General features: G+C 48.9%; 16 protein-coding genes and 2 pseudogenes. 9 read left to right on the top strand and 9 right to left on the bottom strand.

The annotated features are described in order from the left end of the window. Positions 1 to 41: 41 nt before the first annotated feature. Together glk and OGX95_RS07465 are read left to right on the top strand one after the other, a co-directional pair. Entirely contained in the window at positions 42 to 1,007 is a 966-nt protein-coding gene (gene glk / locus OGX95_RS07460) for a glucokinase (RefSeq protein WP_286628990.1), read from the top strand. A gap of 378 nt (positions 1,008 to 1,385) precedes the next feature. Next, a pseudogene (locus OGX95_RS07465) lies at positions 1,386 to 1,508 on the top strand (LysE family translocator); the annotation flags it as partial. A 364-nt stretch (positions 1,509 to 1,872) separates the two neighbouring features. Here OGX95_RS07465 and ypdB read toward each other — a convergent pair. After that, positions 1,873 to 2,607, bottom strand: coding sequence for a two-component system response regulator YpdB (gene ypdB, locus OGX95_RS07470; RefSeq protein WP_286628991.1), 735 nt, complete (start codon positions 2,605 to 2,607; stop codon positions 1,873 to 1,875). 14 nt (positions 2,608 to 2,621) lie between these two features. After that, positions 2,622 to 4,319 carry a sensor histidine kinase gene (locus OGX95_RS07475; protein ID WP_137384256.1) on the bottom strand — a complete coding sequence of 566 codons (1,698 nt, stop codon included), beginning with the start codon at positions 4,317 to 4,319 and terminating at the stop codon, positions 2,622 to 2,624. 386 nt (positions 4,320 to 4,705) lie between these two features. On the opposite strand from OGX95_RS07475, the gene alaC reads away from it, so the two are divergent. Then, positions 4,706 to 5,944 (top strand): alanine transaminase, encoded by a 1,239-nt coding sequence (gene alaC, locus OGX95_RS07480; protein WP_286628992.1) that lies wholly within the window; start codon positions 4,706 to 4,708, stop codon positions 5,942 to 5,944. 68 nt (positions 5,945 to 6,012) lie between these two features. On the opposite strand, the gene ypdK is transcribed toward alaC, so the two are convergent. Beyond that, complete coding sequence (ypdK, locus tag OGX95_RS07485; protein ID WP_010723117.1) at positions 6,013 to 6,084, bottom strand: membrane protein YpdK; 72 nt, start codon at positions 6,082 to 6,084, stop codon at positions 6,013 to 6,015. Positions 6,085 to 6,455: 371 nt separating this feature from the next. Here ypdK and OGX95_RS07490 point away from each other — a divergent pair, with 371 nt between their 5' ends. Further along, positions 6,456 to 7,043, top strand: coding sequence for a lysozyme inhibitor LprI family protein (locus OGX95_RS07490; protein ID WP_286628993.1), 588 nt, complete (start codon positions 6,456 to 6,458; stop codon positions 7,041 to 7,043). Between the two features lie 41 nt (positions 7,044 to 7,084). Here OGX95_RS07490 and lpxP read toward each other — a convergent pair whose 3' ends face one another. Next, a complete protein-coding gene (gene lpxP / locus OGX95_RS07495) occupies positions 7,085 to 8,005 on the bottom strand; it encodes a kdo(2)-lipid IV(A) palmitoleoyltransferase (RefSeq protein ID WP_286628994.1) in 921 nt (306 codons plus the stop codon). Positions 8,006 to 8,444: 439 nt separating this feature from the next. Between lpxP and OGX95_RS07500 the strand changes: the two genes are divergently transcribed. After that, entirely contained in the window at positions 8,445 to 8,687 is a 243-nt protein-coding gene (locus OGX95_RS07500; RefSeq protein WP_286628995.1) for a YfdY family protein, read from the top strand. 115 nt (positions 8,688 to 8,802) lie between these two features. On the opposite strand, the gene pgtP is transcribed toward OGX95_RS07500, so the two are convergent. Continuing rightward, positions 8,803 to 10,194, bottom strand: a complete 1,392-nt coding sequence (pgtP, locus tag OGX95_RS07505) for a phosphoglycerate transporter PgtP (RefSeq protein WP_040231431.1) — start codon at positions 10,192 to 10,194, stop codon at positions 8,803 to 8,805. A gap of 415 nt (positions 10,195 to 10,609) precedes the next feature. Between pgtP and pgtC the strand changes: the two genes are divergently transcribed. Genes pgtC through pgtA form a run of 3 tightly spaced genes read left to right on the top strand, consistent with a single transcriptional unit; the run spans position 10,610 to position 15,052 of the window. Continuing rightward, complete coding sequence (gene pgtC / locus OGX95_RS07510) at positions 10,610 to 11,809, top strand: phosphoglycerate transport regulator PgtC (RefSeq protein WP_286629308.1); 1,200 nt, start codon at positions 10,610 to 10,612, stop codon at positions 11,807 to 11,809. Beyond that, positions 11,806 to 13,815 carry a two-component system sensor histidine kinase PgtB gene (gene pgtB / locus OGX95_RS07515; protein WP_286628996.1) on the top strand — a complete coding sequence of 670 codons (2,010 nt, stop codon included), beginning with the start codon at positions 11,806 to 11,808 and terminating at the stop codon, positions 13,813 to 13,815. Before pgtC ends, pgtB begins: the two co-directional genes overlap by 4 nt. Then, complete coding sequence (gene pgtA / locus OGX95_RS07520; RefSeq protein WP_286628997.1) at positions 13,805 to 15,052, top strand: two-component system response regulator PgtA; 1,248 nt, start codon at positions 13,805 to 13,807, stop codon at positions 15,050 to 15,052. The genes pgtB and pgtA overlap by 11 nt, the downstream gene beginning before the upstream one ends. Before the next feature lie 100 nt (positions 15,053 to 15,152). Here pgtA and OGX95_RS07525 read toward each other — a convergent pair whose 3' ends face one another. Continuing rightward, positions 15,153 to 15,692 (bottom strand): DUF2058 domain-containing protein, encoded by a 540-nt coding sequence (locus tag OGX95_RS07525; protein ID WP_286628998.1) that lies wholly within the window; start codon positions 15,690 to 15,692, stop codon positions 15,153 to 15,155. A gap of 106 nt (positions 15,693 to 15,798) precedes the next feature. On the opposite strand from OGX95_RS07525, the pseudogene OGX95_RS07530 reads away from it, so the two are divergent. Then, positions 15,799 to 15,954: pseudogene (locus OGX95_RS07530) on the top strand (diguanylate cyclase); the annotation flags it as partial. Between the two features lie 571 nt (positions 15,955 to 16,525). Here the strand turns inward: OGX95_RS07530 and OGX95_RS07535 are convergent. Genes OGX95_RS07535 through OGX95_RS07545 form a run of 3 tightly spaced genes read right to left on the bottom strand, consistent with a single transcriptional unit; the run spans position 16,526 to position 18,196 of the window. Further along, a complete protein-coding gene (locus OGX95_RS07535) occupies positions 16,526 to 16,990 on the bottom strand; it encodes a GNAT family N-acetyltransferase (protein WP_286628999.1) in 465 nt (154 codons plus the stop codon). Between the two features lie 36 nt (positions 16,991 to 17,026). Continuing rightward, positions 17,027 to 17,548 (bottom strand): DinB family protein, encoded by a 522-nt coding sequence (locus OGX95_RS07540; protein ID WP_286629000.1) that lies wholly within the window; start codon positions 17,546 to 17,548, stop codon positions 17,027 to 17,029. 45 nt (positions 17,549 to 17,593) lie between these two features. Further along, positions 17,594 to 18,196 carry a helix-turn-helix domain-containing protein gene (locus tag OGX95_RS07545; protein WP_286629001.1) on the bottom strand — a complete coding sequence of 201 codons (603 nt, stop codon included), beginning with the start codon at positions 18,194 to 18,196 and terminating at the stop codon, positions 17,594 to 17,596. Positions 18,197 to 18,200 lie beyond the last annotated feature (4 nt).

The following is an 18,200-nucleotide window of genomic DNA, read 5'->3' on the forward strand; positions in this document are numbered from 1 at the left end:
GTGGCAAAGATTTATTCTGACTTTAGCGGAGCCGTGGAAGAATGACAAAATATGCTTTAGTGGGTGATGTTGGCGGCACCAATGCGCGTCTTGCTCTGTGCGATATCGCCAGCGGCGAGATTTCGCAAGCGAAAACCTATTCCGGGCTGGATTACCCAAGCCTTGAAGCCGTTGTGCGCGTGTACCTGGATGAGTATAGCGTTAGCGTCAAAGATGGTTGTATCGCCATTGCCTGCCCAATAACCGGCGACTGGGTGGCCATGACCAACCATACCTGGGCATTTTCTATTGCTGAGATGAAAAAGAATCTGGGCTTTAGCCATCTGGAAATCATCAATGATTTCACTGCCGTATCAATGGCAATTCCAATGCTGAAAAAAGAGCATTTGATTCAGTTTGGCGGCGCTGAGCCTGTCGAGGGCAAACCTATTGCGGTCTATGGTGCGGGCACCGGTCTTGGCGTGGCACATCTGGTACATGTGGATAAACGCTGGGTGAGCCTGCCAGGCGAGGGGGGGCATGTAGATTTTGCGCCGAACAGCGAGGAAGAAGCGATTATCCTGGAAGTGTTGAGGGCTGAGATTGGTCACGTTTCTGCGGAGCGCGTGCTGTCCGGTCCTGGGCTGGTAAATCTGTATCGCGCGATTGTGAAATCCGACGGACGTCTGCCGGAAAATCTGCAACCGAAAGATATTACGGAACGCGCACTGGCCGATTCCTGTATTGACTGTCGTCGTGCACTGTCGCTGTTTTGCGTCATCATGGGTCGGTTTGGCGGCGATCTGGCATTAACGCTAGGGACGTTTGGCGGGGTGTACATTGCCGGCGGCATAGTGCCGCGCTTCCTGGAATTCTTTAAAGCGTCGGGTTTTCGCGGTGGTTTTGAGGATAAAGGGCGTTTTAAAGCCTATGTGCAGGATATTCCGGTATATCTTATTGTGCATGATAATCCAGGTCTGCTTGGTTCCGGCGCGCATTTACGCCAGACGCTGGGGCACATTCTGTAAGACTTGTGCCGGATAGCGCTTTGCGCTTATCCGGCCAACAACGAAAATAATTCCGTTGACGGTTAAAACTGAAACGCTCTGGGAGTGAGGGCTGTTTTTTGTATTATCAATTATTACCAATGTCATTATGTTGACATTAAATATCCTGCTCAACCTCAAAAGGTTGCCGCAATAATAAGAAAAAGTATAAATATCAACTCTGGTGAATAATGTGTCGAAATATCATTAAGTTAGCGTAAATTTAATACTGTTCTCTTTATGAGAATGGACATCTTATTTATAGTGATACATCGGGATAAGATTGCATTATTCAGGCCAGATTGCTGCAATAAGAATCGATTTATCGTGAGAAATTCTTTTTAGTGTATTTAGTAAGCGGTACTCGTGATCCTTATCCAAAGTGCACCAGTTCGCGCTGGCCTGGCAAAGGCGCAGAAAGTCATCAATAAAATGCTGGGCGGTCTGCTGATTGCCCTCGGTATTAAGGTTGCTGTTAGCTAATTCGGTTTAGTCTGTAGCATGCCCTGCACACTAAGTGGCCGCGAGGTAATAATGGTTTCGTTAGCTCGCGACCTGTTATTCTCAGTGAGATGTCGTGTTTGTTGTATTTTGTATCGGTAGTTTCCCGGCTCTCAGTAGCACCATCTCTTGCTTGCACAGCAGTACGACAGCCTGACGAGCCTTCATTCGACGGGAGGTGAGGGCGTTTTTCACCGTACGGCGATCCGCACCCATTTCAAGCATCTGAAAACATAACTGGGATAGCGCATGTCTGTATTTCATTGAAAATTCACTTTATTATGTTTTATAGCACCGGCAGTAGATCGCCATTTTACAACGATCCGCACGGTCATGACTGATCGCACTATAAATGCATTAACTGTCTGAATTCTTTTACTTTACTCCGGCTAACCGGGATTTCAAATTCCAGATCTTTTAATCGCAAAATATAGGTGTTGTTAAACCATGGTTCGATCTCGCGGATTTTGTTCAGGTTTACGCAGAATGAGCGGTGGCAGCGGAAAAAATGTGAAGCAGGCAGTTTGCTGCAAAATTCGGTGATGTTCATCGGCATGACATACGATTCGCGCCGCGTGTAGACGAAGGTCATCTTTTCATGGGCTTCAGCGTAGTAAATATCGTTGATTGGCGTGACGATAATTCGCTCGTCTTTGATCAGGTTGATCGTATCGTTTTCACGCGTCACCGGGCTGGTCAGGGGGGCTCCAGTTTGCTGCTGTTGCCAGGCTGCCTCCAGTTTTTGCAACATGCCGACAATTCGTGATTCCTGGTACGGTTTCAGAATATAGTCAAACGCTTCCAGTTCAAAGGCTTCAACAGCGTGTTCTTTCCAGGCTGTAATAAACACGATAAAGGGTTTATGCGCAAACTGACTGATGTTCTGTGCCAACAGCACACCATCCAGTGACGGAATGTTAATATCCAGAAAAATAGCGTCAACGCGGTTGTGCTGCAGGTATTTTAGCACATCCAGACCGTCGTCAAATGTGCCGACAATTTCCATCTGGCTGTGCTCTTTTATCAGCCAGCTAAGTTCCTGTTGGGCCAGGAATTCATCTTCAACAATGATGACTTTCACAACTTTACTCCTGGTTAAAGCAATAATGTGGCCGGGGCTGCTGCAGGTGAGTGCTGGTTTGGCACGTAAAAGGCAATCTCTGTGCCAGGTTCAAGACGGCGGATATGTAGCCCTTCACCGTACAGGAGCTTAACGCGGTGATGCACATTCAACAGGCCAATTTTATTGCCCGGCATTTCATTGGACTCAACGCGTTCAATGACTTTTGGATCGATACCATGGCCGGTATCTCTGACGGCAATGCGTACCCGATTACCACATTCTGCTACGCTGATAGTGACCACACCTTTCCCTTTGCAGGGTTGGATCCCATGGACGATGGCATTCTCAACCAATGGCTGAATCAGCAGGCTGGGAATAAAACAGCTGACTTCTTCATCAATATCATAAATAACCGTCAACTTATCGCCAAAACGGGCCTGCTCAATGGCAATGTAATCCTTAATTTGATACAGCTCTTTCTTGATGTCGATCTGCTCATCATCTTTTAATTCAATATTATAGCGAAGATAGCGAGATAAATTAAAAATGAGCTGGCGTGCAGTGTCCGGGTTCAGCCGCACTGACGATGAGATCGCGTTTAGCGCGTTAAACAGAAAATGGGGATTTATTTTACTTTGTAGTGCCCGCAACTCTGCCTTATTTGCCATTTCGCGTAGCTGCTCGGCGCGGGAAACCTCAAGCTGAGTCGAGATAATTTGTGACAGACCGATAGCCATTTCTTGTAATGAAGAGGTGATCTGGTGGGCATGGCAGTAGTAGATTTTCAGCGTGCCAGTGACCACACCTTTTTCCCACAACGGTATTACCAGCATGGAGTGTATTTCCGGCGTGCGATGTGCTTCATCATTGTTCTTTATGATGATTTTTCCGTAATTTATCGCCTGCTGGGTGGTCGGGCTAACGAAATCATCGTTGTCGCGGTAGTTCAGTTCGCCAACGCCGACATAGGCCAGAACGTGCTGGGTATTGGTGATCGCGACGGCATCTGCATGAATATCATGGCGAATAATTTCGCACACCTGGCGTAGCGACTCGCTATTGACCTGACGAAAAAGCGGCAGGGTTTTGTTGGCGATATCCAGCGCCAGTTTAGCCTGTTTTGCCGCACTGGCCTCTTTCTCACCTTCCACGCTTTGTACCAGCATGACAATAAAGCCGATACAGACGCTGCCAAGGATCATTGGGATACCGATTTTCGAGACGATATCCAGCCCCAGTTCGGTTGTGGGGGCCCAGACGACCACCAGAATCATGGTCAATGATTCGCACAGCATCCCGCCTAAAATACCGGCGCGCCAGTGTTGTGCCTTAGGGATTTTTCGGTTGATCCAACCCGCAATACAGCCAGCAAGGATACTGGTAATAAAACAGGGAAGGGCAGTAACACCTCCAATATCAATCAGATAACGGTGTGTACCCGCGATGAGTCCGGTAATGATGCCGACCCATGGGCCGAACAAAATTCCTCCTGACATCACGGCAATGATCCGCACGTTCACCAGTGAACCTTCTACCGGTACACCAGACCAGGTGCTGAACAGGGCAAACATGGAGAAAATGGCAGTAACGGCGAGCAGCTCTTTCACCGAGTGAGCTGACTTGTGCAACAGTTCGCGGAACAGGCGGATACGAATCAGGAAAAACAGACAGAACAACATCAGCGCAGCCCGATCAAAGACCGCCAGCAGCATATTGAATATTTCGTGCACAGGTGACTCTTGCGAAGGGGTTAAACCTCTATGATAGGTAACCTGAGGCAGGATGACCAGCATCCCTGTCAGCACAGGCTAATGAGGAAAAACCACAATATTAAAAGGGGATTGTTGCATGATTGTTGTATTTACAATATCTCTCCTGAGAAGGCGAACTTCAACGTAATGTATTTAACAACAAAATGTTAAAAACTGGTAATTTCATGAGGGTTGGATATTCATGAATTTCCCGTTTTAGAAACGTTGTTCCTCTTTTATGTCGAAAAAAATATTTTGCTGTACCTCTCGACAGAAGGAAATTGATCAGGCTATTTTCTAAACGTGCCACCATCGTGGCAGCGTCGCTCGGACGGTCCGGGCGCTAACGTACATCTGAGGATATTATGGCTGATTCCCGCCCTGAACGTCGTTTTACGCGTATTGATCGTCTTCCCCCTTACGTTTTTAACATTACCGCTGAACTGAAGATGGCTGCGCGTCGGCGCGGCGAAGATATTATCGATTTCAGCATGGGGAACCCGGATGGTGCTACGCCTCCTCACATTGTTGAAAAACTGTGTACCGTGGCGCAGCGCCCGGATACCCACGGTTATTCAACGTCGCGCGGTATTCCTCGTTTACGTCGGGCGATTTCTCGCTGGTATCAGGAACGCTATGACGTCGCGATCGATCCTGAATCCGAAGCGATTGTAACGATTGGCTCCAAAGAGGGGCTGGCTCACCTGATGTTGGCTACATTGGATCACGGCGACACGGTCCTGGTGCCGAATCCCAGTTACCCCATCCATATTTATGGTGCCGTTATCGCCGGAGCACAGGTGCGTTCCGTGCCGCTGGTGGAAGGGGTCGATTTCTTTAATGAACTGGAGCGTGCGATTCGCGAAAGCTACCCGAAACCGAAAATGATGATCTTAGGCTTCCCGTCCAACCCGACGGCGCAGTGTGTCGAGCTGGAGTTCTTCGAAAAGGTTGTCGCACTGGCTAAACGCTACGATGTGCTGGTGGTTCATGACCTGGCCTATGCCGATATTGTCTACGATGGCTGGAAAGCGCCATCGATTATGCAGGTTCCGGGTGCCCGTGATGTTGCCGTTGAATTTTTCACCTTGTCGAAAAGCTATAACATGGCGGGGTGGCGCATTGGCTTTATGGTTGGCAATAAAACGCTGGTAAACGCACTGGCGCGCATTAAGAGCTATCACGATTACGGAACGTTTACACCGCTGCAGGTAGCCGCTATTGCCGCGCTGGAAGGTGATCAGCAATGCGTACGGGATATCGCTGAGCAATATAAGCGTCGTCGCGATGTGCTGGTCAAGGGGCTGCATGAAGCGGGCTGGATGGTTGAAATGCCAAAAGCGTCGATGTACGTGTGGGCGAAAATTCCGGAGCAGTACGCCGCGATGGGGTCGCTTGAATTTGCCAAAAAATTGCTGAATGAGGCGAAGGTCTGTGTTTCGCCGGGGATTGGCTTTGGGGACTATGGTGATACACACGTGCGTTTTGCGCTGATTGAGAACCGTGACCGTACCCGTCAGGCAATCCGTGGGATCAAAGCCATGTTCCGCGCAGATGGTTTACTGCCGGCCAGTCCTAAATCAGCCACTGATAGCACCGACTAGCAAAACCTTTACCTTACATACGCAAACAGGAGCCAAATGGCTCCTGTTTTTTTGCTGCATCTTTCAATTTAGATCATCAGGGCAAAAGTACCGGCCCACACGATGACCATAAAAGAAATGCCCATAAAGAAATATTTCACTTTTCATCTCTCCGCATACGATGAGTACGCCTAAATGAACATATGCTTACCTGACAGAGAGCTGATGCGAGCATAAACGAAAGGGAGAATACCCCGCGTTTGCTTGGCTGCATCACCTCAGAATTCTGAGCTTTAATGCTCCAGACGGCGCTAATGTACGCCTAAAAATGAGGTGAAACAAGAGGCATTTTTTTATTTAATTTTAGTAACTTACAAGTGTCGTGATTCGGCGACAGTTTAATTTCCGACGGTAATAAATTACTATTGAGCGACGTAGTTGTTACTCAGAAAATTCTCATATCACCTTGACGTTAATGCGGTTAATTTTTTCGCGGAATTTGATAATGAAAAGGTTATAAATGACCAGATTAATGATGTTAGCACTTGTTCTTGCGCCATTGACGTCGATGGCGGCTGCACCGCAAGCGTTCAATTTCAGCTGCGCAAGTATTGGTGGTGTGAATAGTGATGGTAAAGGCAATGTATGGATTAATGGCACAAAAGCGACCATTAAGACCTTCAATGACAATTACTGGGAGGCGAAGAGCGGTAAAAATACCGTCTCTATTTCCAGAAAAGATGACGGAAACCCGGACGTATCCTGGGCTGGCCCAAACCGCAAGCATGGGATTTGTCAGCCTGAAGATAATGTTGATTTCTCTCCGGCGAAAAAAACGACTCATGCTGGCCCATCGTTCTCCTGTTCTGCAGTGGAAAAGGGAAGTATGGAAGAGATTATCTGTCAGAGCCCGTCGCTCTCCGCAATGGATTTAAAATTGAACGGGGTCTACAAGCAGGCGCTGACTAAATCGAAAAATGACCCGACGCTAAAAGCAGAGCAACGAGGTTGGATCAAAGGACGTAATGAATGCTGGAAAGAGCAGGATAAGCCCGCCTGCCTTGCCAGAGAATATAGCGAACGAATGACTGAACTACAGAACAAGTGGAGTGTTAAGTAATTCAAGCGCAGAAATAAAGAAAGGCCATTCGGCCTTTCTTTTTAGACATATAGCGAGGCTTCACCCATCGGGCGGGTTTTGAAACGACGATGGATCCAGAGATACTGCTCGGGTGCCCGCATGATCTCTTTCTCAATGATTTTGTTCATATAGGCCGCGGCCTGGTTTTCATCTTCCGGGTAACCTTCCATTTCTGGCGTGATAAACAGACGGTAGCCGGAATTATCAGATTTTCTCACCATGGTGACGGTCAGCATTTTCGCCCCCGACAAGCGTGACAGCACGTAGGTACCGTTGGTTGTCGCAACATTTTTGACGGCAAAGAAGGGAGCAAATGAGCTGCCTTTACGGCCATAATCCTGATCGGGTGCAAACCATACGGCTTCCCCTTTTTTCAGGGCACCGACAATGCCGCGCAGATTATTTCTGCCGATCATGGCTTTGTTCGAGCGCATACGGCCGCGGGTTTGTATCCACTCCATTAATTTGTTGTTGTGCGGGCGGTAGGTTGCCATCATTGGCTGGCAAAGCCCCATCACGCGGCCCCCCAGTTCCAGCGACATAAAATGCACGCCTACTACCATTACGCCACGGTTATGCGCCTGAGCGCGTTGCAGGTTGTCCAGACCTTCAACATCAAACCATTTACGCACCCGGCGATCTGGCCAGAACCAGGCCATACCGGTTTCAAGCAGTGCCATACCGAGTGAGCGGAAGTTCTCGTCGACCAGTTTGTTCCTTTCTTTTTGTGACAGGTTCGGGAAACAGAGTTCGAGATTTTTATGGGCAATGGATTCCCGGCGCTTTAGAAATGGGCGCGCCAGCGTACCTGTACGGGTGCCCAGAAAACATAAAACAGGATAAGGGAGTTGCACCAGTAACCAGAGCACACCGACACCGAACCATGTGAGCCAGTAGCGCGGATGCAAAAACGCGCGCGAAAATTTACATTGGGGGAACATAAGCACCTGTTGTTGGTACGAAAATAATGTATCGCGAAGATTCTTTGTCTACAGCGTTACTCTCTGACACTGAACAGTTAGGTCACTATGAGCGACAATGGTTCCTGTAAAGAGTGTAAAACTGAGTCAGGACAAACCACGAGGGTATGAATGATCGGACGCACAATGTACACCCGAAGATTAATGTCATCCAGAAATAATTCCTCAAGTTTCGTAAATGTTTTATGGTCGATAAAAAGCAAGAATAAGCTTATAGATAATTTGTTGTTTTTATGACGATTAAATAAAGGTCAACAGGGAATGCTCGGTTCAGAAGATGAACGGTTATTGTAGCGAAAATGTTGCTTGAATTGCGAACAGGTCGGAATTGTCTTAGACTATAAAATCAAGGAAGTGTAAGGACTTACGTCGATTTTTACGGCAGACAGGAGGTAACGCTATGTTCTATTTTTGGACTTTCCTCGCATTGAGTATTCTGTGCGTCAGTTGCTATATTTGGCAGGTAATGGGCGCTGCCGCGTCAATTAGTTCTTTTTTCGGCATGGCTATCCTTACGGCATTAATTTATTTCTTTACCATACGGTTGACTGATGGAAACGAAATGATAACGGGACTATTTCTTTTTCTTGCCCCGGCATGCGGATTGATCATTCGCTTTATGGTGGGGGATGACAAGCATTAAATCGAAGGTTCATAACTGAAAACGCAATTGTGTACTACATTGACTGATTTTCTGGCTTCCATCTGAGCAAACTAAAGTGCCAGCATCGCTGGCACTTTTTTCTCTCTAAAGCCGATTACCTTGCATCAGCAAGCTGCAGCTCCGTGTCCTGTTGTTGGGCATTTTTTCGTTGTTGCTCGAGTTCCAGCGCCCCGCGGTGAGACAGATAGCAGAACAGAATGCAGCAGACAATCCCGCCCATCAGCAGATAGAAACCGCCATGCCATCCCATCTTATCGACCATGACACCAAACAGACTGGTTCCCAGCGATGCACCAAAAATGTAGCTCATAAAACCGCGTAATCCGACCGCCGAACCGACAGCAAAGCTGGGGACGATTTCCATGGTCTGAACAGACGCCAGGAACTGGGGCACATAGATCAGGCACCCGACGATGGCGGCAAAAATAGTGACCATCAGCAGGGATTCACTTTTCCAGTAACCGATCAGGCAGACGAAGATCAGCGCCATACAAATCATGGCCAACGGCATGCGACGACCTTTAAACAGTTTATCGGTCAGCCAGCCTGCCAGCAGTGTGGAAGGAATTGCGGCCCATTCGAAAAACAGGAACGCCACGCTCATTTGTTCTTTCGAGAAATGTTTTTCAGTTAACAGATAAATCGGTAACCAACTGATCATGCCAAAACGCACCATATAGACAAAAACATCTACCAATGAAACATACCAGGCATTTTTGTTACGCAGCACGTAGGTGCAAAAAATTTGAAAGGCGCTCATGTTTTCCGGTGCCTGGGTTACGTGCCTGGCATTTAACACGACTTTTTCTTCCGGCATCATCTGTTCCAGAGCAGGCAAGCCTTCTTCGCGTGGTGAGCCTTTTCCCAACATCAGAACAATAAAAGCAAATAGCACCGCAACACAGGCTGGGACGATATAGCTGGCGCTTTGCCAGTGTTCGCTGCCGAGAATAGCAAAGGCGGCACCAACAATGGGGGCGACAATACCGCCACCGACGTTGTGTGAGATATTCCAGAATGCACCAACGCGTCCACGCTCTTTGCGTGGGAACCAGTTGGCGATGGTTATAAACGAGGGACCGACGCCCATCCCCTGGAACAACCCGTTGAAGACCACCAGCGCGGCAAAAATCCAGAATCCGGTGCTGAACCCTAAGCCAACGTTGACAATGGCGCACAGGATCAGGCCGCAAGCCATAAAGACTTTCGGGCTGGCTTTGTCCGCCAGGCTGCTCATGATGCCTTTACTGATCCCATAGGCAATTAGCATACAACTGCTGAGTAAACCAATCTGTGTTGCGCTGAGATCCAGATGTTCTTTCAGGTACGGGGTGGAGAGGGTGAAGTTATTGCGTACAATATAATACGCAAGATAGCCAAGAAATACGCTAAGTAACGCCTGAATGCGGTATCGACCATAAGTCTCCTGAATTTTTTCTTCCGGGACTTTATTTGCCGATGGCCCTGTCTTGAATATTGATAACATATCATCACCTAAATTTATATTGATGTGAATCTCAGGATTTTTCGCAGTGAAGAGTGAAATAGGTGGCTAAGAAATTCAAATTGAAGAAATGTGTCACTATTGACTCAATTTACTGAAAATGGGACTGGTTTTGACTCTTTTGAATTATGGCGAGGCCGGGATTATTATTCTTAAAGCATTTTTATCATCAGCATGTGCGGGTATTAACAAATTCAAACGACATTTTCAGGTATTCTTTATCTCTGTTATCGCATTCCGTCTGGTTATTTTGATAGCAGCTTTATCTTTTCCACCTGTCGTGATAAACGGGTAAGTTTTGTCTCAATATTATTTTTCGAAGATGTTGGTATTTATGAACAGGATCACAAACAGGCTTTTCTGTCGGGGTAGTTTGTTGGCGCTGTCACTGTGTTTTATGTCGCTGTCGGCGGTCTGTCTGGCACAGGGGAAGGAGCTGGTTATGGCGACGACGTTTTCCCCGGGAGCAACGGCCTGGATTATTCAGCGCTGGCAAACGGAGCCGGGGTCAGTGATGATCCGCACGCTAAACCGGACCAGTTCTTCTCTGGAGCAATTGCTCGACACCGCGAATGCGGAAAACGTTGACCTGATTTTAACGTCTTCGCCGATGCTACTGCAGCATCTTCAGGAGCATCAGAAACTTGCTCCTTTTGATAATGCATTGCCGGAAAGCCAGCGCCTGGTGCCTGAGTCAATACGGTCGACGTCTGTAGCCGTGGCGATCTCGGGATTTGGTCTGCTGATTAATCGTTCAGCACTGACGGCGCGACATCTGCCAGCACCGACGGACTGGGGGGATTTAACGCATCCTAAATATCAAAATGCTCTGCTGATGAGTAGCCCATCGCGCTCCGATACCAATCACCTGATGGTTGAATCACTGCTGCAACAAAAAGGGTGGCAAGAAGGTTGGGCGACATTGCTGGCCAGTGCCGGGAACCTGGTGACCATCTCATCACGCAGCTTTGGTGTTGCGGACAAAATTAAGAGCGGATTGGGCGTTGCGGGACCGGTTATTGATAACTATGCCAATCTGCTGCTCAATGACCCCAATCTGACCTTTAATTACTTCCCACACTCTGCAGTCTCGCCGACCTACGTAGCCGTGCTGAAAAACAGCCCGCGCGCCAATGAAGCACAACGTTTTATCCGCTATTTATTGAGCCCGGAAGGGCAGCGGATCCTTGCAGATGCGAATACCGGTAAATATCCGGTAACGTCGCTGGCAACAGATAACCCGCGTGCAGCCCAACAGGCCATTTTGATGAAACAGCCACCGCTTAATTACCGTCTGATCCTGAAACGTCAACAACTGGTCCAGCGGATGTTTGATACGGCCATCAGTTTCCGCCTCGCGCAGCTTAAGGATGCCTGGCGAGCGCTGTACAGCGCGGAAGCCCGTCTGAAACGCCCGTTACCCGAAATCAGAGCGCTGTTAACCCAGGTCCCAATCGACGCCAGGAGCAGCGAAGATGAAGCCTGGCTTGCTCAATTCGATAATAAAAGCTTTGCTGAACAGCAAATGATGGAATGGCAACTCTGGTTTCTTAAAAACCAGCGCCTGGCGATATCAAAACTGGAAGAACTACAATGAAAGGCGGTTCGCTATTGCAGCGTCTTCGTCAGCTCAGCATCAGCAGCAGTTTGCGGGGGGCTTTTCTGACAGGAGCTTTACTGACGCTAAGTGTGAGCTGTGTCAGTTTGTATTCCTGGCATGAGCAAAGCTCGCAAATCCGCTATTCGCTCGATGACTATTTCCCGCGCGTGCATTCCGCTTTTTTGATTGAAGGGAATCTTAACCTGGTGGTCGATCAGCTTAATGAATTCCTGCTTGCCCCCAATACGACCGTACGGCTGCAACTGCGCAATCAGATCATAGAACATCTGGACAAAATTGAACTGCTGAGTCGGGGATTGCAACCCACGGAGCAGCAACAGCTGGCGGTGATTTTGCAGGACAGCCGGGCGTTGATGACCGAGCTGGACAGAGTGCTCTACAACATGTTCCTGGTACGCGAAAAAGTCAGCGAACTTTCCGCGCGAATCGACTGGTTACATGATGATTTCACGACCGAACTGAACTCTCTGGTGCAGGATTTCACCTGGCAGCAGGGAACGTTGTTGGATCAAATTGAAGCGAAAAATGGCGACGCGGCGTTGTACCTGAAACGCGCCAGGGAGGTGCAGAATGAGCAGCAACAGGTGTACACGCTGGCAAGAATTGAAAACCAGATTGTCGATGATTTACGCGACAGGTTGAATGAACTGAAGTCAGGTAGCGACGACGGCATGCTGGTGGAGAATCATATTCGCTATCTGGAAAATCTGAAGAAAACGGCGGATGAAAATATCCGTACCCTGGACGACTGGCCCAGTACTATCACGTTGCGACAAACCATCGACGAATTGCTGGAAATCGGGATGATGAAAAACAAAATGCCCGATACGATGCGCGATTATGTCGCGGCGCAAAAAGCGCTGGTTGATGCCAGTCATGCCAGAGAAGCTACGCTTGGTCGTTTTCGAACATTGCTTGAGGCTCAGTTAGGAAGTAGTCATCAGCAAATGCAGATGTTTAACCAGCGACTGGAGCAGATTGTTCGCGTTAGCGGCGGGCTTATTCTGCTGGCGACGCTGTTGGCGCTGCTTCTTGCCTGGGGACTCAACCACTACTTTATCCGTTCACGGTTGGTGAAGCGTTTTACTGCGCTCAACCAGGCGGTGGTGCAAATTGGTCTTGGCAGAACCGATGCTTCGATCCCGGTTTATGGCCGTGATGAGCTAGGGCGCATTGCGGGGTTACTGCGCCATACGCTGGGTCAGCTCAATACGCAAAAAAGTCAGCTTGAGCAGGAAGTGGCAGAGCGTAAGGAGATTGAAGCCGATCTGCGAGCGACCCAGGGCGAATTGATTCAGACGGCGAAACTGGCGGTGGTCGGACAGACCATGACCACGCTGGCCCACGAAATCAATCAACCACTGAATGCATTGTCGATGTATCTGTTTACTGCGGGCAGGGCAATTGAACAAGAGCAGTTGGCGCAGGCCAGAAGCACGTTAACCAAAGCTGAAGGACTCATTACCCGTATCGATGCCATTATCCGCTCATTGCGACAGTTTGCGCGCCGGGCCGAGCCGGGGGCACCACTGCATCCGGTCGATTTACGACAAACTTTCAGCGCGGCCTGGGAGTTATTGTCTATGCGGCATAAACCGCAGCAGGGTACGCTTTCGCTGCCGGTTGAGCGCGTGTGGGTTACGGGCGATGAGGTGAGAATTCAGCAAGTTCTGGTAAACATACTGGCAAATGCGCTGGATGCCTGCCCGATTGCCGCGAAGATTGACGTTCACTGGCAGGCCGAAGGTAGTACGGTATGTGTATTTGTCAGCGATAATGGTCCCGGCTGGCCTGGCGCACTGCTACCGTCGCTATTAAAACCGTTTACCACCAGTAAGGATGTGGGTCTCGGTATTGGGCTATCAATTTGTGTCTCGTTAATGGCGCAGATGAACGGCGAGCTACGCCTGGCATCGACGCTGGGGCGCAATGCCTGCGTGGTACTGCAATTCAACCTGACGGATGTAGAAGATGTTGAGTGATGAATATTCTGTTCTGCTGATTGATGATGATGCCGATGTCCTTGATGCTTACACCTTGTTGCTCGAGCAGGCGGGTTATCGGGTATGCGCGTGCAATAACCCCTATGATGCCCGAAATTGGCTACAGGCTGACTGGCCCGGTATCGTCCTGAGTGACGTGTGTATGCCCGGCTGCAACGGTATCGAACTGATGGCTCTTTTTCATCAGGATGATAACCAGCTGCCGATCCTGCTGATTACCGGACATGGTGATGTGCCGATGGCGGTGGATGCGGTGAAGAAAGGGGCATGGGATTTTCTGCAAAAGCCGGTCGATCCCGGCAAGCTGCTGTTGCAGGTTGCAGAGGCGTTGCAACAACGAAAATCTGTGATTGCCCGTCGTCATTACTGCCAGCAAAAGCTACAGGTTGAGTTGGTTGGCTACAGCGACTGGGTAAGTCAGTACCGTCAACGCCTGCAGCAACTTGCGGAAACGGATCTTGCCGTCTGGTTTTATGGGGAGCCGGGAACGGGACGCATGACGGGAGCCCGTTATCTGCATCAACTGGGACGTAGCGCCCAGGGGCCGCTTATTCGCGCAGAGCTCACCACCGGGAACACCGCTCAGCTCGATGAGCTAATGGCACAAGCGCAAGGAGGGACACTGGTATTAAGTCATATAGAGTGTTTGACACGCGAGCAACAGCACCAGTTGGTTCACCTGCAAAGCCAGGAGCGGCGCCCTTTTCGGTTAATTGGTATTGGCACGACATCGCTGGTGGAGCTGGCGGCAACAAACCAGATCGTGGCCGAACTCTATTACTGTTTCGCCATGACGCAAATCGCCTGCCAGCCGCTATCCCTGCGCCCGGACGATATTGAGCCGCTATTTCGCCATTACCTGCAAAAAGCCTGTCTGCGTCTGAACCACCCCATTCCGGAGGTCGACGGGGAATTGCTAAAAGGGATGCGACGTCGTGTGTGGCTAAGCAATGTGCGAGAGCTGGCAAACGCCGCAGAGCTTTTTGCCGTTGGGTTGCTGCCATTGGCGGAAACCGCCAATCCGCAGTTGCATATGCCGGAACCGACACCGTTGGATCGCCGGGTTGAAGAGTACGAGCGGCAAATCATTACCGAAGCCCTAAATATTCATCAAGGGCGTATTAATGAAGTGGCAGAATATCTGCAAATTCCGCGCAAAAAACTGTATTTGCGGATGAGGAAATACGGACTAAGCAAAGAGCATTATAAGTTTTAGAGAGAGGATATGCGGTTATGATAAGGGGAATTGAGTGAGCATCTGAGTCGTCACCTCATTATTAGAAAAAATGCCGGACTTATTATCCGGCATTTTTCATTTACCACATTAAATCGTCAGGTACGACGAAATCAGCGTACGGATCGTCTTCGTCTTTCGCTTCCTGGCTCAGCTCGCAATTTAAGACGATGTAGCTGCCGTCGCGCTGTGCAATTTTATCGGCAACGACAGCCGGGATAATAGCATATTCACTGTCGCGGTCGCTTTCGGCAGTCAGCCGGGCAATAGCCAAACGCCCTTTAATCAATTGTGCCTGAGTCACCTTATCCACGTAGATTTTTTTAATCAGATTATTATCGGTGAAGTTATACCCAATATCACCTTTGGAAATGGTGATTTTGTTCATTTCAATAAGCTGCTTAATCTGCGCTTTGTATTCTTTCGACAGCGTCGCTTGTTTCTGTTGATCGCTTAACTGCTTATCCCGTTCAATTTGTGCTTTTTTATTCTCTTCAACCGCTTCTCTGGCTTCACGGGCCTGAACGCGCGATTTTTTCGCCGTTCTCTGTACTTTCGCCATTTTTTTGCTGGAGACTAAGCCCGCTTTCAGCATCTGCTCTTGTAGGGTGAGTTTTGTCATTTTTGCGTCTGATCCAATAAAATCGTTGTCAGGATTATAACCTTAACCTCCGACGGGATGCCAGATTATGGGGTTTTACCAAACCGGTTTGGTTCCTGTCTGGTACCGCGAAAGCATTCACGCCAGTCGGAGCGGGATACCTCTTTCGACGCTGCTGATTGATGTCGACAAATTTAAGCAAATCAACGATACGTGGGGACATAACACCGGAGATGAGATCCTGCGTAAAGTCGCCGGCGCGTTTTATGACAACGTGCGTACGGGATTGCTGTCTCGTCTTGCACATATACAGGAAGGGGATAGCGCAGACATTCCGCCTTTAACGCTGTTGCCGGACGACCCTCTTACGCCCGGGATTTCACATTTTGAGCAGCTACTTCGTCATCTCATTGTTCAGATAATGCCTTCGATTCGTCGACGATATCCTTCGGGCTCGCTTCAGATTATTGTTCAGACCAACGGCATCGACAAAGACCGTGAATCTCAGTCATTCCATCGTATCTGGTCAGCAGGTTCCCCACCCTGGAAAGTCGAAATTCATTTTCAGGACGCAGGCTCATCCCTTGACGACTGGAATCAGTTTGTGGGGTCAACAAAGCGACCTGTACTGATCCTGGCGATGCACTATCGTCAGCCCGATGATATTCTGCCAGAATTTGCCACCGCATTGTTCTTGAAGCATCCGTCAATGTTAAATCCGGGTGAACAAAAAATGCGTTACGGCTTTTCCGGGCGATGCCGCTCAACATCCGTATGCTTGCAACGGAACCGCCTTTCCCGTGCAGACAGACGGTAAGACATCACTGAATATTTTATTATCGGGAGTTCAGGTTTCACTCACTCTGGCCTGATTTCCGGTAGATGTCTGGTCGGTTGATTTGCCAGACAAAATCAGGTTGGTTCAGAGGACTGTACCCTAATTTCTGGTATAGCCACGGCGCACTGTCTGTAACCAACATTATCCGCCGAAGGCGTGAAAAAACCGGGTGCGCATGGCAGCACTCAATCATCCACCTGCCCAGTCCAGTCTTCTGGTACTTATCAAGTACGTACACGTCACAGAGATAACCAAAGGTGGCATAGTCAGTGACAAGCCGGGCAAATCCAATCTGATCAGAACCGTCCAGTAAACCGAAACACAGGCTGTTACGCACGGATAGCCTGACGGTTTCCTCATCAATTCCGGGAGCCCAGGATGATTGCGAAAGATAATCGCGTATGGCATCAGTCTGGAAAAGTGAAGGGTCAGTTGTCACTGTATAGCGGTCTTTTTTAAAAGTCAGATGTTGAGCGTGCACAAGGCACCTCCTTTCGGATACCTGTCAGCCCCGGGGCTACTTATTGCCACAAAGAGTATCTTCATAAGAGGAACTCAGCATGGTGGTCAGGAGCATGGGAGGGATCGGGAGTCTGTTTTGCTCCAGTAACGGACTGCAGGTGCTCAGATGGTAAATGGCATGTGTGAGCAGATGCAGAAGGATCTCTCCACGCGTCATGTCGCCAGGCGCCCCATCAGTGAAAGTGAACTGCAGCCTTTCAGCGGCAGTGTCTGAATTCAAAGATCCGGCATAGGCAATAAGCCAGTCGTTGCTGTTGACAGCCTGTTGTCTGAGCATCTGCAGCCCGGGAATATCATCACTTACCGTAGAGTCAAAACCATGCTTTTCTCCACTTAAATGTGCCTGAAAAATCTTATCCACGATATGAATGTGATTAAGCCAGTATGTTCCCACACGAACAACATCAGGCCGGGAATGGCATTCAGGTGAAAGTAACAGGTCATAGAAAGCGATTTCCTGAAATTTCTTGAGTTCCATAAGTGTGACGAAAAAGCCTGATGATTTATGCATGTTCATATGCTCTATGTGGTTAAGTAAAATTCATATCCTGCCTGACACCCCTCAGGATGATTTTTCGTTAACGGTCATGATGAAATTCAGGATGTCATCACCCTGGTTTTCATAAAAGTGGGGGACATCTGTTCTGGCAGTCGCGGAGTAACCGGGACTCACCTGGAAAAAACTCTCTTTTACTCCCAGCGTAAGTGTACCGGATTGTACATAAAGTAATTCCAGCGTTCCGGAAGGGTGTCCTGACGACGAAAATTTTTCCCCAGGCATCATTACCCACATCCAGAGTTCAGTCATATCCGGCCCTCCCGATCCTGCAAGAAGCCGGGCGCTTCCCCCTTTTTCTCCCTTCCAGAGCTCAGGGATCTCAGTGTCCGCAATGATGCGGACATCTGGCTTTGTACTGACGTTAACAAAATCCGCAACGGATACCCCCATGGCTGCGGCAAGACGGCACAACAGCGCAATACTGGGGTTGGCCTTACATCCCTCGATCTCTACCAGCATGCCTTTACTGATGTTTGCTCGTCTGGATAGCTCATCGAGAGATAATTTTTTTTGCTTGCGGTACTGCTTTATCCGGTGCGAAACAGCTTCGTTAATGATACTAACATCTGAACCGGCTTCGGTCACTAAATTGACTTTTTTGGTCATTGGT

Source organism: Citrobacter sp. Cu233 (assembly GCF_030332225.1).
Taxonomy (GTDB): Bacteria; Pseudomonadota; Gammaproteobacteria; order Enterobacterales; family Enterobacteriaceae; genus Citrobacter.